Origin of the sequence: Thioalbus denitrificans (assembly GCF_003337735.1) — a bacterium.
GTDB classification, from domain to species: domain Bacteria; phylum Pseudomonadota; class Gammaproteobacteria; order DSM-26407; family DSM-26407; genus Thioalbus; species Thioalbus denitrificans.
Map to the genome: position 1 here is coordinate 30,552 of NZ_QPJY01000007.1, position 12,900 is coordinate 43,451.

The following is a 12,900-nucleotide window of genomic DNA, read 5'->3' on the forward strand; positions in this document are numbered from 1 at the left end:
CGCGGTCACACTATCAGGCGGCGTCGAGGCAGTCGTCGAGGTAATCGCTGCGGTTGCGGACCGTGGCGAGATAGAGCTTCTCGAACTCCGGCACCACCGAGTCGCGCACCTCGGGCAGGGCGAGCAGGGCGTCGCTCCAGGCCGCCACCCGGGGCAGGGTTTCCCGGTCATAGGTGCTGACGAAGCGGTTGAGCATCTCCAGGCGCATGAACAGGGGGGCGAAGGCGGTATCCACCAGGGCCAGCGAATCGCCGTTGAAGAAGGGGCCGTCGCCGAGCACCTGCTCCAGCCGCGCCAGCTTGGCCTCCAGGGCCGCGCGGTGGGCCCGGAACTTCGCCTCCTCGGGTGCCGAGGTGATCTGCATGTGATCCCCCCAGCAGTCGGAAGCGAACTCGATCCAGGCCCGGTTGATGGCCCGCCGCACCGGATCCTCGGGGTGCATCCGTCCCGGCGTGACCTCGTCGATGAACTCGTTGATGACCGCGGACTCGAAGATGGCATGGCGGTTGTCGACCCGCAGCACCGGGACCTTGCCCAGGGGCGAGATTTCGCTGAACCAGGCCGGCGGGCTGTTGAGGTCGATATAGGTGATGGTGTGGGGCACCTGCTTGTGCAGCAGGGTGATGACCGAGCGCTGCACGAATGGGCAGAGCTTGAAACTGATGAGCTCGAGTTCCACGATATCTCCTCGCGAAGCAGTCAGAATGATGGCTACCCATGGTAGGTTCAGCGCTCCGGGCGGGCAACCCGGCAGCCGGCCGGGTCATGTGACAGGAGACGCAGCAGGATGGAATTTTACGCCGATGTACCGGTGACGGCCTCCGCGGAGGCCATCCAGGCCCGGGTGGTCATCCCCGCCCTGCCGCGGCTGTGCGCCTCGGTGGACACGGTGATCGAGCATGCCGGGGAGCGGGGCCGCATCTACTGCCTGTGGGGCGAGTTCACGGTGGAGCGCCAGCTGATCCGCCAGGGGGTGCGCTTCGCCCTGCCCGGCTGCCCCAACGCCCTGGCCTGGACGATTACCGGGGAGGAGGGTGGGGTGCGGGTCCACTGCACCATCAACCGTCCACGGCACGAGCCCGACTTCATCGAGTCCATCGAGGCCTTCGTGGCCGACTGGGCGGCGGGGCTGGGTGCGGCGCTGGCGCCGGACGGGGCGGTGGCATGATGCGCGGCGCCGTTCTCGCCGGCGCGCTGCTCGCGGCCGGATCCGCCGGCGCCGGCGAGGTGACGGTGGAGGCGGTGGAACTGGTGCCCGGCAGCGGCGGCTGGACCGCCCACGTGACCCTCCGCCATGCCGATGCGGGCTGGGACCACTACGCCGACGCCTGGCGCCTGGTGGGCGAGGACGGCGCGGTCATCGGCACCCGCACCCTCTACCATCCCCATGTGGACGAGCAGCCCTTCACCCGCAGCCTGGATGGACTGCGGATTCCGCCGGACGCCAGGGCCGTGACCGTGCAGGGCCACGACAAGGTCCATGGCTGGGGGGCGCCGCTGCCCATCGACCTGACCCGGGACACGGGCCCGGGCTGGCGCATCCGGCGCTGAGTCCGTGAACGGTCATCCGCGGCTGTGGGGTGTGCTGGCGCTGCTCGCCGGTGTCTGCGGCACGGCCGCGGCCGTGGATCAGATTTCGGTGCAGGGGCTGTTCCAGGGCATGGCGGTGGTGCGCATCGACGGCACCGACCGGCTCCTGCGCGCCGGACAGCGCAGCCCCGAGGGGGTGCGGCTGGTGAGCGCCGACAGCGAGCGGGCGGTGCTGGAGGTGGAGGGGCGGACGCTGACCCTCGGGCTCGGCAGCGACGTGAGCACGGCCCTGGCCACGCCCGAGACCAGCACGGCGCGGATACCGCGCGACGCCAGCGGCCTCTACCGCACCATCGGCAGCATCAACGGCCAGACGGTGCGCTTCCTGGTGGACACCGGCGCCACCCGCGTCTCCCTCAACGCCGCCGAGGCGCGCCGCCTGGGCATCGACTACCGGGTGGTGGGCGTGCCGGCGGGGGTGGTCACGGCCTCGGGCTACGAGGCGGCCTGGCGCGTGCGCCTCGACCGGGTGCGGGTGGGCGGGGTGGAGCTGCGCGGGGTGGAGGCGGTGGTCCTGGACGGGCCGCTGCCCGCCGAGACGCTGCTGGGCATGTCCTTCCTGCAGCGCCTGGAGTTGCAGGACCAGGGCAACATGCTGGTCATCACCCAGCGCCACTGACCCGCCCGGCGGGGCGGGCGGGGGCAGCGGTCAGCCCTGCGCGGCCCGCTCCTTGTCCATGCTGATGAGGGCGTAGGCGGAGTGGTTGTGGATGGACTCGAAGTTCTCCGATTCCACCACGTAGGCGCTGATGCGCTCGTCGGCGTTCAGCCGCGCGGCCACGTCGCGCACCATGTCCTCCACGAACTTGGGATTGTCGTAGGCCCGCTCGGTCACGTGCTTCTCGTCGGGTCGCTTGAGCAGCCCGTAGAGCTCGCAGGAGGCCTCCTGCTCCACCAGGTCGATGATGTCCTCGATCCAGATGAAGCCGCGCGTGCGGGCGGCGACGGTGACGTGGGAGCGCTGGTTGTGGGCCCCGTAGTCGGAAATCTTCTTCGAGCAGGGGCAGAGGCTGGTGACCGGGACCACCACCTTGAGATCCATGGAGATCTCGCCGTTGTGCGCCTCGCCGATGAAGCTCACCTCGTAGTCCATCAGGCTCTGCACCCCGGAAATCGGCGCCTTCTTGTTGACGAAGTAGGGGAAGGTCATCTCGATGTGTCCCGACTCGGCCTCCAGGCGCTGGGTGACCTCCACCAGCATCTCCTTGAAGGAGTCCACCGTGATCTCGCGCTCGTGCAGGTTCAGGATCTCCACGAACCGCGACATGTGCGTGCCCTTGAAGTTGTGGGGCAGGTTCACGTACATGTTGAACATGGCCACGGTGTGCTGCTCGCCGCCGTCGCGATCGGCGACGCGGATGGGGTGGCGGATATCCTTGATGCCCACCTTGTCGATGGCGATGCGCCGGGTGTCCTGGCTGCTCTGCACGTCGGCAATGGACTTCTCGGGTCGGTTCATGGTGCAGGATCCTCTGTATGGCGAGCGCCGGCAGCCGCCGTTTTCCCCGGGGGGACGGCGGGCACCCGCAGGCGCTTGTTGTTGAGCCTCTTCCGCAGCCGGCCACGGGGCCGGTCCACGCGCTCCTCCGCGTTCCCGTGGCTGCGGTCGAAGGGCTCGCTGGCGTTCAGGCGGGGATGAATCGGCCGACCGCCCGGCCGGCGCCGCGCCGCCCGCTCCCCGCCACTCCCGTGGCGGGGAGCGGGCGCGGTCGGGACCGTCGGGGCGGGGCGCGCACTCATGCCGTTAAAACCTGAGTAATTAACTACGACTTTACGGCGGTGGCCGCGATTTGACAATCGGTGGCGGCCGAAAAGTCCCGTACCGAGCACTCGATGCCGGCGGCGTCCAGGCCCACCTCGGCAAGCAGCTCATCCCGCCCCCCGTGCTCGAGGAACCGGTCCGGCAGCCCCAGGTTCAGCACCCGGCAGGCGAGCCCGGCGGCGGCCAGGAGCTCGTTGACGCCGCTGCCGGCGCCGCCGGCGACGGCGTTGTCCTCCACCGTCACCAGCAGCGCGTGGGTGGCGGCCAGCTCGAGGACGAGGTCCGCGTCCAGCGGCTTGACGAAGCGCATGTTCACCACCGTGGCATCGAGCGCCGCACCGGCCGCCTCCGCCGGCGTCACCATGGCCCCGAAGGCGAGCAGGGCCACGCCGCGGCCCCGGCGCCGGACCTCGGCCCGGCCCACGGGCAGCGCGGTCATGGCCTCCTCCGGCGTCACGCCGGGCCCGGTGCCGCGGGGATAGCGCACGGCGGCGGGGCCGTCGAGGGTGGTGCCGGTGTAGAGCATCTGCCGGCACTCGTTCTCGTCCGCGGGCGCCATCACCACCAGGTTGGGGATGCAGCGCAGGTAGGAGAGGTCGAAGCTGCCGGCGTGGGTGGGGCCGTCGGGCCCGACGATGCCGCCCCGGTCGATGGCGAACAGCACGGGCAGGTTCTGGATCGCCACGTCATGGATCAGCTGGTCGTAGGCCCGCTGCAGGAAGGTGGAGTAGATGGCCACCACCGGCCGCAGCCCGTCGCAGGCCATGCCCGCGGCGAGGGTCACGGCGTGCTGCTCGGCGATGCCCACGTCGAAGTAGCGGGTGGGGAACTCCTCGGAGAAGCGCACCATGCCCGAGCCCTCGCGCATGGCCGGGGTGATGCCGACGACATGGGGGTTCCGGCGCGCCATGTCGCAGAGCCAGTCGCCGAAGATCCCGGAGTAGGTGGGGCCGGTGACCTTGCCCGGCTCCAGCTTGCCCGTGGCCACGTCGAAACGGCCCACGCCGTGGTAGGTGCAGGGATCGCCCTCGGCCGGCGCGTAGCCCTTGCCCTTGCGCGTGACCACGTGCAGGAACTGCGGGCCGCCCAGCTTGCGCAGGTTGCGCAGGGTGTGCACCAGGGTGGGCAGGTCGTGGCCGTCCACGGGGCCGATGTAGTTGAATCCCAGCTCCTCGAACAGGGTGCCGGGCACCACCATGCCCTTCATGTGCTCCTCGGCGCGGCGCGCCAGCTCCCACACCGAGGGCATCGAGCTCAGCACCTTCTTGCTGCCCTCGCGCATGGTGGAGTAGAGCCGGCCGGAGAGCATCTTGGCCAGGTAGTTCGACAGTCCGCCCACGTTCTTGGAGATGGACATGTCGTTGTCGTTGAGGATCACCAGCAGGTCGGCGTCGAGCACCCCGGCGTGGTTGAGGGCCTCGAAGGCCATCCCCGCCGTCATGGCGCCGTCGCCGATGACCGCCATCACCTTGCGGTTCCTGCCCTCGATGCCGGCGGCCACGGCCATGCCCAGGGCGGCGCTGATGGAGGTGCTGGAGTGACCCACGCCGAAGGTGTCGTAGGGGCTTTCGCCGCGCTTCGGAAAACCCGCCAGGCCCCCCTTGCGGCGCAGGGTGGCCATCGCCCCGCGGCGGCCGGTGAGAATCTTGTGGGCGTAGGCCTGGTGGCCCACGTCCCAGACCAGGCGATCCTCGGGGGTGTTGAAGACGTAGTGCAGGGCGAGGGTCAGCTCGATGGTGCCGAGGCTCGCGGCCAGGTGGCCCCCGGTCCGCCCCACCGACTCCAGGATGTAGGCGCGCAGCTCCGCGGCCAGGACGGGCAGCCGGGATTCCGGCAGCTCGCGCAGCTGGGCGGGCAGGTCGACCTGGTGCAGCAGGGGATAATCGGAAGTCGGCATCAGCGGCGATACAGCTCAAACGGATCGGGAAACAAAAAATGATCGCCTTTCGCGGCGCGTCATGCAAGCGGAAAAACCATTGGCGGTATTCGAACCGGCGGCATTCCTCAGGTATATCAACGGTGTGGCGCGGCCGGCCAGGACTCCGGCCCTCAGTGGACCCGCTCGATGACATAGCGGGCCAGCGCCCGCAGCTGGTCGGCGCGGGCGTCGAACTCCTCCAGCGCCCCGATGGCCAGGGCGCACTGCTCCCGCGCCCGCTCGCGGGCCGGTTCCAGCCCCAGCAGGGCCGGGTAGGTGGGCTTGTTGAGCGCCATGTCGGCGCCCTGGGTCTTGCCCAGGGTGGCGGTATCGCTCTCCACGTCGAGCACGTCGTCCTGGATCTGGAAGGCCAGGCCGATGGCGGCGGCGTAGCGGTCGAGGGCCTCCAGCGCGGCGTCGTCCGCCCCCCCGGCCAGGCCGCCGAGAGCCACCGCGGCACGGATGAGCGCCCCGGTCTTGAGCCGGTGCATCCGCTCGAGCTCCGCCAGTCCGATTTCCCGTCCCACCGCCTCCAGGTCGATGGCCTGGCCCCCGGCCATGCCCGCCATCCCGGCGGCCGTGGCGAGCCGGGCGATGAGGGCGATGCGGATCTCCGGGGAGACCGTCAGGCCGGGATCCCGGGCCAGGATCTCGAAGGCCAGGGTCTGCAGCGCATCGCCGGCCAGGAGCGCGGTGGCCTCGCCGAAGGCCACGTGGCAGGTGGGTTTGCCCCGCCGCAGGGCGTCGTTGTCCATGGCCGGCAGGTCGTCGTGGACCAGGGAGTAGGCATGGATGAGCTCCACCGCGCAGGCCGGGCCGTCCAGGGTCCCGATCCGTCCGCCGGCGGCCTCGCCCGCGGCGTAGACCAGGAACGGGCGCACCCGCTTGCCGCCGTCCAGCACCGCGTAGCGCATGGCCTGCTGCAGCGCCGCGCTGGTCGCCGAGGTGGCGGGCAGCCAGCGCGCGAGGGCCGCGTCCACCCGTTGCCGGCAGGTCTCCATGAAGACCTGCAGCGGAACGGGGTCAGTCTTGCTCGGAGCCGGCATCGAAAGGCTGGGGTTCGGTGGCATCCCGGGCCAGCAGGATTTCCACCCGCTGTTCGGCCTCGCTGAGCGCCTGCTGGCAGGCGCGGGTGAGCTCCACGCCGCGCTGGAAGGCGGCCAGGGAGTCCTCCAGGCTGAGATCGCCCTGCTCCATGCGCTGGACCAGGCTCTCCAACTCGGCAAGGGACTGTTCGAAATCGAATGCTGTGCTTTTCTTGCGGGCCACGGACAGGTTTGACAGATGGTGAGAAGGGTCAAAACTTACCCGACCGGGCCGTTCACGGTCAATCGCAATGGTCATGGACGGGCCGGGGCGGGGCGTTGCCGTGGTTTCCGGGCGGGGGTTGTTGACACGGGTGGGGTTGGTGGTTAACTTGGCAGGGGAATTTAGACTAGGTCTAAATCAAACCTGAACTAAACTAAGGTTATTTGCGAACAGTCACATCATCCAGATGAGGAGGTATCCATGGAACTGAAAGGCAGCAAGACCGAGCAGAGCCTGAAGGAAGCATTCGCGGGCGAGTCCCAGGCCAACCGGCGTTACCTCTATTTCGCCGCCAAGGCCGACGTGGAGGGCTACAACGACGTGGCCGCCGTGTTCCGCTCCACCGCCGAAGGTGAGACCGGCCATGCCCACGGCCACCTGGAGTACCTCGAGGCCAGCGGCGATCCCGCCACCGGCCTGCCCATCGGCGCCACGGGCGACAACCTGAAGGCCGCCATCGCCGGCGAGACCCACGAGTACACCGACATGTACCCGGGCATGGCCAAGACCGCCCGCGACGAGGGTTTCGACGAGATCGCCGACTGGTTCGAGACCCTGGCCAAGGCCGAGCGGTCTCACGCCAACCGCTTCCAGAAGGCCCTCGACGAAATGCAGGGCTGAGTTCCGGCCGCGCCGCTCCCCCCCGGCGGGGGGCGGCGCCACCGGCCCGGAAGGCCCCCCGATGGAGCGCCGGCCGGGAACGCCCGGCCCCTGTCCATAACAACACTGCACGAGCAGGGAGATACGCCATGTCCGCACCCACCGGTGGCCCGCGTGAAGGCAGCCTGGAAGCGCCCCAGCGCCATCCCCTGGACTGGAACAACCCCGATTTCTACAACGAGGAGAGCCTGTTCAAGGAGCTTGAGCGGGTCTTCGACATCTGCCACGGCTGCCGCCGCTGCTTCAACCTCTGCCAGTCCTTCCCCACCCTGTTCGACGCCATCGACGAGTCCGACACCATGGAGCTCGACGGCGTGGCGAAGCCGGTCTACTGGCAGGTGGTGGATCACTGCTACCTCTGCGACATGTGCTTCATGACCAAGTGCCCCTACGTGCCGCCGCACGAGTGGAACCTGGACTTCCCCCACCTGATGCTGCGCGCCAAGGCGGTGAAGTACCGCAAGGGCGACGTGAAGATGCGCGACCGCATCCTCACCTCCACCGACACCGTCGGCAGCCTGGCCGGCATCCCGGTGGTCTCCGGGGTGGTCAACGCCGCCAACCGCATGAAGCCCTTCCGCCAGGTGCTGGACAAGGTGCTGGGCGTGCACCCGGATGCGCTGCTGCCGGAGTACCACAGCAACAGCCTGAGCAAGCGCCTCAAGGGGCACAGCTCCAGTGTCAGCGCCGAGCCCGCCGGCACCACCCGGGGCCGGGTGGCCCTGTTCGGCACCTGCTACGGCGAGCACAACGAGCCGCACCTGGGCGAGGACCTGGTGGCGGTGTTCGAGCACAACGGCATTCCGGTGAGCCTGGCCGGGGACACCCGCTGCTGCGGCATGCCCAAGCTGGAGCTGGGGGATCTCGAGGCGGTGAACAAGGCGAAGGAGTACAACATCCCCCGTCTCGCCCGGCTGGTGGACGAGGGCTGGGACATCGTGGCGCCGGTGCCCTCCTGCGTGCTCATGTTCAAGCAGGAGCTGCCGCTGATGTACCCGGACGACGAGGCGGTGGCGAAGGTGCGCGACGCCATCTTCGATCCCTTCGAGTACCTCGCCCTGCGCCACAAGCACGGCAAGCTCAACACCGAGTTCAGGAATCCGCTGGGCAAGGTGGCCTGGCAGGTCTCCTGCCACCTGCGGGTGCAGAACATCGGCCAGCGTACCCGCGAAATCCTGTCCCTGGTGCCGGACACCCAGGTGCAGGCCATCGAGCGCTGCTCCGGCCATGACGGCACCTACACCGTGAAGAGCGAGTTCCACGCCGACGCCATGAAGATCTGCAAGCCGGTGGTGAACCGGGTCAGGCAGTTCGAGGCCGATCACTATGGCAGCGACTGCCCCATGGCCGGGCGCCACATCCAGAGCGGCCTGGCCGACGGCACCCAGTCCGAGCATCCGCTCACCCTGCTGCGCCAGGCCTACGGCATCTGAAACCGAGCCAACACACGAGTGCGGCGGGGGGCTGCGGCCCCCCGCCTGCCGGAAGGAGACCCCATGTCGAAGAAACTGAGCCGCGAGGAGCTGATGAGCCTCGAGCGCTACGCCGCGGAGCGTAACGACTTCCGGGCGCGGGTGATGGCCCACAAGAAGGATCGCAAGGTCCACCTCGGGCCCAATGCCACCCTCTACTTCGAGGACACGCTCACCATGCAGTACCAGGTCCAGGAGATGTTGCGGGCCGAGCGGATCTTCGAGGCCGCGGGCATCCAGGAGGAGCTGGACGCCTACAATCCGCTGATCCCCGACGGCGACAACTGGAAGGCCACCTTCATGCTCGAATACGACGACGTGGAGGAGCGCAAGGCGGCCCTGGAGCGGCTCATCGGAGTGGAGGACCGGGTGTGGATGCGGGTGGACGACCACGACCCGGTCTACGCCATCGCCGACGAGGACCTGGAGCGGGAGACCGAGGAGAAGACCTCCAGCGTCCACTTCCTGCGCTTCCAGCTCACCCCGGAGATGGTCGCCGACGCCCGGGCCGGCGCCCCCATCGCCGCCGGCATCGACTTCGAGGGGTTCAACCACCTGCAGGATCCCCTGCCCGAGGCCACCCGCGCCTCCCTGGTCGCCGATCTCGACTGAGGGCGCGGGAAGGGGAAGGCGGGTTCCCCCGGACGCCGGGTCGCGGATATGGTCTTGCCGGGCCCGGGGGCGTTAAGATGGCGGGCCACGGCAGTCCTCAACCGGAGTGAGCCCATGAGACGTACCCTGGCGGTCCTGGCGGCCGTCCTGATCGCCGGCCCGGCCCTCGCGGCCAAGCCCTTCGAGGATGAGCCCCACCGCATCCAGCGCGAGATCGAGGAGCCCGAGCCCTGGAAGGAGGGCAGCTACCAGCTGCCGCCCTATCCGGAGGAGAAGAACCTGGCGGAGGTCGACGTGGCCCCGCCGGGGACCCCCTTCACCTTCGCCATCGATCGCGAGAACCTCAACGTGGGCGCGGACAACGTGGTCCGCTACACCATCGTCATCACCTCCCGCACGGGGGCGAGCAACGTCCTGTTCGAGGGCATCCAGTGCGCCTCGCCGCTCTACGTGACCTACGCCTACGGCGATGGCGCCGGCGGCTTCCGCGAGGCGTCGGCGCCTGAATGGCGGGTCATCTCCGGCCAGGGCACCGAGTCCTACCGCAAGTTCCTGCGCGAGGACTACTTCTGCGATGTCACCAATACCAACCTGACCCTCGACCAGATCCGGCAGCGGTTCAAGTACCCGGTGCGCGATTCCGGACCGGATCGGCTCCCGGCCTGGTTCCAGGGGCGGTGAGACGGTTGTTCCAGGTGTCCGAACAGACGAAGGCCCGGTCAGACCGGGCCTTCGTCGTGCAGGGGGTGATGCGGGCCGAACCCTATTCGCTGCCGCTCGGCTCCACCGTTCCCACGGGCATCACCTGGGCCATCCGGCCGGCGCACCAGCCGACATAGCCGTCCCGGTCCTTCGCGGCGGTTCCGTTCGCGGCGGCGAACTCCGCGCAACGGGTCTGGTAGAAGGCCACCAGGCGCGGATCCCGCTGATCGCGCGCACCGGAGGGGTACTCGACGGGGATCTGCGCGGCCAGGGCCGCCGAGCAGCCGGCCACGGTCAGCGCGGCCAACACGAAACGTTTCATCAGGGCAATCCTCCACAGTGGATGCGGTCCAGGTCTGGGCCTGGTTCAGGGCTGGTCAACGACCTGAAATTAAACGCCAAATCACTGGAATGGAAAGCGAAATCTCGTATTGCTGATGAGCACCAACGGTCATGGAGCCGGCGGGTGGGAGTTGACCGCCAGCACCGCCCATGGTTTGCTTCCGGCAGATCCGACGGGGCCGGATTTTTCCCGCTCCGTCATCCACTTGGTGGGGCACACGGGCGGGCGACGATGAGCTGGACGACAATCATGCGCATGGGGCTGGCGGTGGGCATGCTCATGCTCGCCGGCTGCGGCACCGCCCCCAAGGCGCCGGGGCCGGGCGAGGCGCTGCTGGGGCGGATCGAAAGCTCCCACGGGCCCGAGGCGCGGCAGCGGGTGGAGGCCTGGCGCGACCTGGTGGAGCGGGAACAGTCGGTCGCGGAGGGCGAGAAGCTGCGTTCGGTGAACGCCTTCATCAACCGCCTGGTCTTCGTCGACGACGCTGTGCACTGGGGGCGCGAGGACTACTGGGCCACCCCGCTGGAGACCCTGGTGAGCAACGGGGGCGACTGCGAGGACTTCACCATCGCCAAGTACTACACCCTGCGCAGCCTGCGGGTGCCGGAGTCGCGCATGCGGCTCACCTACGTCAAGTCCCTCACCCTGCAGCAGCCGCACATGGTGCTGGCCTACTACCGCGAGCCGGAGGCCGAGCCGCTGATCCTGGACAACCTGGTCAAGGAGATCCTGCCCGCTTCCAGTCGCCTCGATCTGGTGCCCGTCTACAGCTTCAACACCGAGGGGCTGTGGCTGGCGCGGCAGCGCGCCCGCTCCGAGTACGTGGGCGATCGCGACCAGGTGGGCCTGTGGCGGGAGTTCCTGGCGCGCCTGCAGCGGGAGGAGCGTGACTGGGCCACGCTCTCGCCCTTCCTCGGCAGCGCCCACGCCGCGCAGTAGAAGCCGGACCCCGTCGTTCCGGTGCGCCCGGCGCACCCTACGCTGCACGGTTGCCCCGGTGCGGGAAGCGCTCCGTAGGGTGCGCTGTGCGCACCGTCATCCCCGCAGGCCGGCTTCCGTTCCCGGTGCTGTGGTGGGAGCGTGGCGGTGCCCCGGTTTCACGCAGACTCTCCCGCTTTCCGCTCCTCCGCCCGTGCCAGTTCCCGCCCCAGCAGGGCGAGCTTCCGCCCCGTGCCCCAGCGGTAGCCGGTCACGGCGCCGCTCGCGCGGATCACCCGGTGGCAGGGGATGAGCACGGCCACGGGGTTGGACCCCACCGCCGATCCGGCCGCCCGGGCCGCGCCGGGATGGCCGGCGAGCGCCGCCAGCCGGCCATAGGAGATGAGCGCCCCCTCGGGCAGGCGCAGCAGCGCCTCCCACACCAGGAGCTGGAACCGGCTCCCGGCCACGTGCAGGGGCGGCCGGGCGGTGGCGGGATCGAAGACCCGCCCCATCAGGGCGCGGATGCAGTCGTTGTCCTCCCGCAGCTCCGCACCGGGCCAGCGCTCCGCCAGCGCCGCGGCCGCCGCCCCGCCATCACCCCCATCGGGAAGAAACTCCAGGGCGCAGAGGCCGCGCCCGGTCCAGGCGGCGAAGGCCCGCCCGTAGGGGGTTTCGGCGCTGCCGTGGCGCAGGGTGAGGCCGGCGCCGAGCCGCCGGTATTCGCCCGGGGTCATGCCCTCGGTGGAGATGAACAGGTCGTGGAGACGGCCGGGGCCGGAGAGGCCGGCCTCGATGGCCGCCTCGAGCAGCGGGACGGAGTCCCCGAGCCGGGCCTTCAGGTGCTGCCGGGTGATCTGCCGCAGAAAGGACTTGGGACTGACGCCGGCCCAGCGGGTGAAGAGCCGCTGGAAGTGGTAGGGGCTGAGGCCGGCGCGGTGGGCGAGGGGCTCCAGCCCGGGTTGCTCCCGGTGGTGTTCGGCCAGGTACTCGATGGCGGCACGGATGCGCCCGTACGGCGTGGCGGCTGGGGACATCGGGGTCTCCTGAAGGGGGGTACAGGAGCAGCGTAGTCCGTCACCCGGCCGGGCGCATTCCGATTCTTGCGCCCCGCCGCGCCGGGGCGGCGGGGCGGGGCGTACGCGGCGGGGAGGCGTCGGCCCCGCCGGTGCTCAGGCGGCCAGTTCCCCGGTCGCGGCGGCCTGGGCTTCCAGGTCGCGGAACTCCTCCAGGACCACGGCCTCGTAAATCTGACCGATGGTCTCCAGGGCGTCGAGGTCCAGGGTCAGACCGTCGAAGGTGTCGGCGATGAGCTCCACCAGCTCGGCCCGCTTGTCGGCGTCCATGGCGAGGTCCTCCACCAGGCGCTGCTCGGGCTCCAGCTCATCCATCTCCACGTCCAGGGCCTGGGCGATGGCCGCGCGCAGGGCCATCAGCATCAGGTTCTTGACGGTGTCCAGCTCGTCGTTCCCGGCCTTGAAGCACATGCTCTCGATCCTCTCTGCGTCATCCGGACCCGGACCGATGGCCGGGGTTTCCTACCCCGTTTCGCGCCGGCTCCGGAGAAAGCCCCGGATGGCGGCCATCGGTCCCATTTTCATATATCAGCAGAGAC

At 69.6% G+C, this 12,900-nt stretch carries 16 protein-coding genes; 8 read left to right on the forward strand and 8 right to left on the reverse strand.

Annotated elements, in window-relative coordinates:
* Nucleotides 1-13: 13 nt before the first annotated feature.
* Nucleotides 14-679, reverse strand: a complete 666-nt coding sequence (locus DFQ59_RS13460; RefSeq protein WP_114280234.1) for a glutathione S-transferase family protein — start codon at nt 677-679, stop codon at nt 14-16.
* Nucleotides 680-787: 108 nt separating this feature from the next.
* Here DFQ59_RS13460 and DFQ59_RS13465 point away from each other — a divergent pair, with 108 nt between their 5' ends.
* The 3 genes from DFQ59_RS13465 to DFQ59_RS13475 are packed head-to-tail and all read left to right on the forward strand — an operon-like array spanning nt 788 to nt 2,209.
* On the forward strand, nt 788-1,168 hold the full coding sequence (locus tag DFQ59_RS13465) for a hypothetical protein (protein ID WP_114280235.1): 381 nt from the start codon (nt 788-790) through the stop codon (nt 1,166-1,168).
* On the forward strand, nt 1,168-1,551 hold the full coding sequence (locus DFQ59_RS13470; RefSeq protein WP_114280383.1) for a hypothetical protein: 384 nt from the start codon (nt 1,168-1,170) through the stop codon (nt 1,549-1,551). The genes DFQ59_RS13465 and DFQ59_RS13470 overlap by 1 nt, the downstream gene beginning before the upstream one ends.
* Before the next feature lie 4 nt (nt 1,552-1,555).
* Complete coding sequence (locus tag DFQ59_RS13475) at nt 1,556-2,209, forward strand: retropepsin-like aspartic protease family protein (RefSeq protein WP_211314938.1); 654 nt, start codon at nt 1,556-1,558, stop codon at nt 2,207-2,209.
* Between the two features lie 30 nt (nt 2,210-2,239).
* Here DFQ59_RS13475 and folE2 read toward each other — a convergent pair whose 3' ends face one another.
* From folE2 to DFQ59_RS13495, 4 genes are all read right to left on the reverse strand, one after another.
* Complete coding sequence (gene folE2, locus DFQ59_RS13480; RefSeq protein WP_114280236.1) at nt 2,240-3,049, reverse strand: GTP cyclohydrolase FolE2; 810 nt, start codon at nt 3,047-3,049, stop codon at nt 2,240-2,242.
* Nucleotides 3,050-3,353: 304 nt separating this feature from the next.
* On the reverse strand, nt 3,354-5,249 hold the full coding sequence (dxs, locus tag DFQ59_RS13485) for a 1-deoxy-D-xylulose-5-phosphate synthase (RefSeq protein ID WP_114280237.1): 1,896 nt from the start codon (nt 5,247-5,249) through the stop codon (nt 3,354-3,356).
* A gap of 152 nt (nt 5,250-5,401) precedes the next feature.
* On the reverse strand, nt 5,402-6,271 hold the full coding sequence (gene ispA, locus DFQ59_RS13490) for a (2E,6E)-farnesyl diphosphate synthase (protein ID WP_114280385.1): 870 nt from the start codon (nt 6,269-6,271) through the stop codon (nt 5,402-5,404).
* 22 nt (nt 6,272-6,293) lie between these two features.
* Nucleotides 6,294-6,539 carry an exodeoxyribonuclease VII small subunit gene (locus tag DFQ59_RS13495; protein WP_114280238.1) on the reverse strand — a complete coding sequence of 82 codons (246 nt, stop codon included), beginning with the start codon at nt 6,537-6,539 and terminating at the stop codon, nt 6,294-6,296.
* A 240-nt stretch (nt 6,540-6,779) separates the two neighbouring features.
* On the opposite strand from DFQ59_RS13495, the gene DFQ59_RS13500 reads away from it, so the two are divergent.
* The 4 genes from DFQ59_RS13500 to DFQ59_RS13515 all read left to right on the forward strand — a co-directional run bounded on the left by DFQ59_RS13500 (nt 6,780) and on the right by DFQ59_RS13515 (nt 10,003).
* Nucleotides 6,780-7,199, forward strand: a complete 420-nt coding sequence (locus DFQ59_RS13500; protein WP_114280239.1) for a rubrerythrin family protein — start codon at nt 6,780-6,782, stop codon at nt 7,197-7,199.
* Nucleotides 7,200-7,327: 128 nt separating this feature from the next.
* On the forward strand, nt 7,328-8,671 hold the full coding sequence (locus DFQ59_RS13505) for a heterodisulfide reductase-related iron-sulfur binding cluster (protein ID WP_114280240.1): 1,344 nt from the start codon (nt 7,328-7,330) through the stop codon (nt 8,669-8,671).
* A gap of 63 nt (nt 8,672-8,734) precedes the next feature.
* On the forward strand, nt 8,735-9,322 hold the full coding sequence (locus DFQ59_RS13510) for a DUF3501 family protein (RefSeq protein ID WP_114280241.1): 588 nt from the start codon (nt 8,735-8,737) through the stop codon (nt 9,320-9,322).
* Nucleotides 9,323-9,436: 114 nt separating this feature from the next.
* On the forward strand, nt 9,437-10,003 hold the full coding sequence (locus DFQ59_RS13515) for a CNP1-like family protein (protein WP_170142159.1): 567 nt from the start codon (nt 9,437-9,439) through the stop codon (nt 10,001-10,003).
* Nucleotides 10,004-10,085: 82 nt separating this feature from the next.
* On the opposite strand, the gene DFQ59_RS13520 is transcribed toward DFQ59_RS13515, so the two are convergent.
* On the reverse strand, nt 10,086-10,346 hold the full coding sequence (locus DFQ59_RS13520; RefSeq protein ID WP_114280243.1) for a hypothetical protein: 261 nt from the start codon (nt 10,344-10,346) through the stop codon (nt 10,086-10,088).
* A gap of 252 nt (nt 10,347-10,598) precedes the next feature.
* Between DFQ59_RS13520 and DFQ59_RS13525 the strand changes: the two genes are divergently transcribed.
* Nucleotides 10,599-11,306 carry a transglutaminase-like cysteine peptidase gene (locus tag DFQ59_RS13525; protein WP_114280244.1) on the forward strand — a complete coding sequence of 236 codons (708 nt, stop codon included), beginning with the start codon at nt 10,599-10,601 and terminating at the stop codon, nt 11,304-11,306.
* Between the two features lie 158 nt (nt 11,307-11,464).
* On the opposite strand, the gene DFQ59_RS13530 is transcribed toward DFQ59_RS13525, so the two are convergent.
* A complete protein-coding gene (locus DFQ59_RS13530; RefSeq protein ID WP_114280245.1) occupies nt 11,465-12,322 on the reverse strand; it encodes a methylated-DNA--[protein]-cysteine S-methyltransferase in 858 nt (285 codons plus the stop codon).
* A 135-nt stretch (nt 12,323-12,457) separates the two neighbouring features.
* Nucleotides 12,458-12,772: an acyl carrier protein gene (locus tag DFQ59_RS13535; RefSeq protein WP_114280246.1), complete on the reverse strand. Its 315-nt coding sequence runs from the start codon at nt 12,770-12,772 to the stop codon at nt 12,458-12,460.
* Between the last annotated feature and the right edge of the window lie 128 nt (nt 12,773-12,900).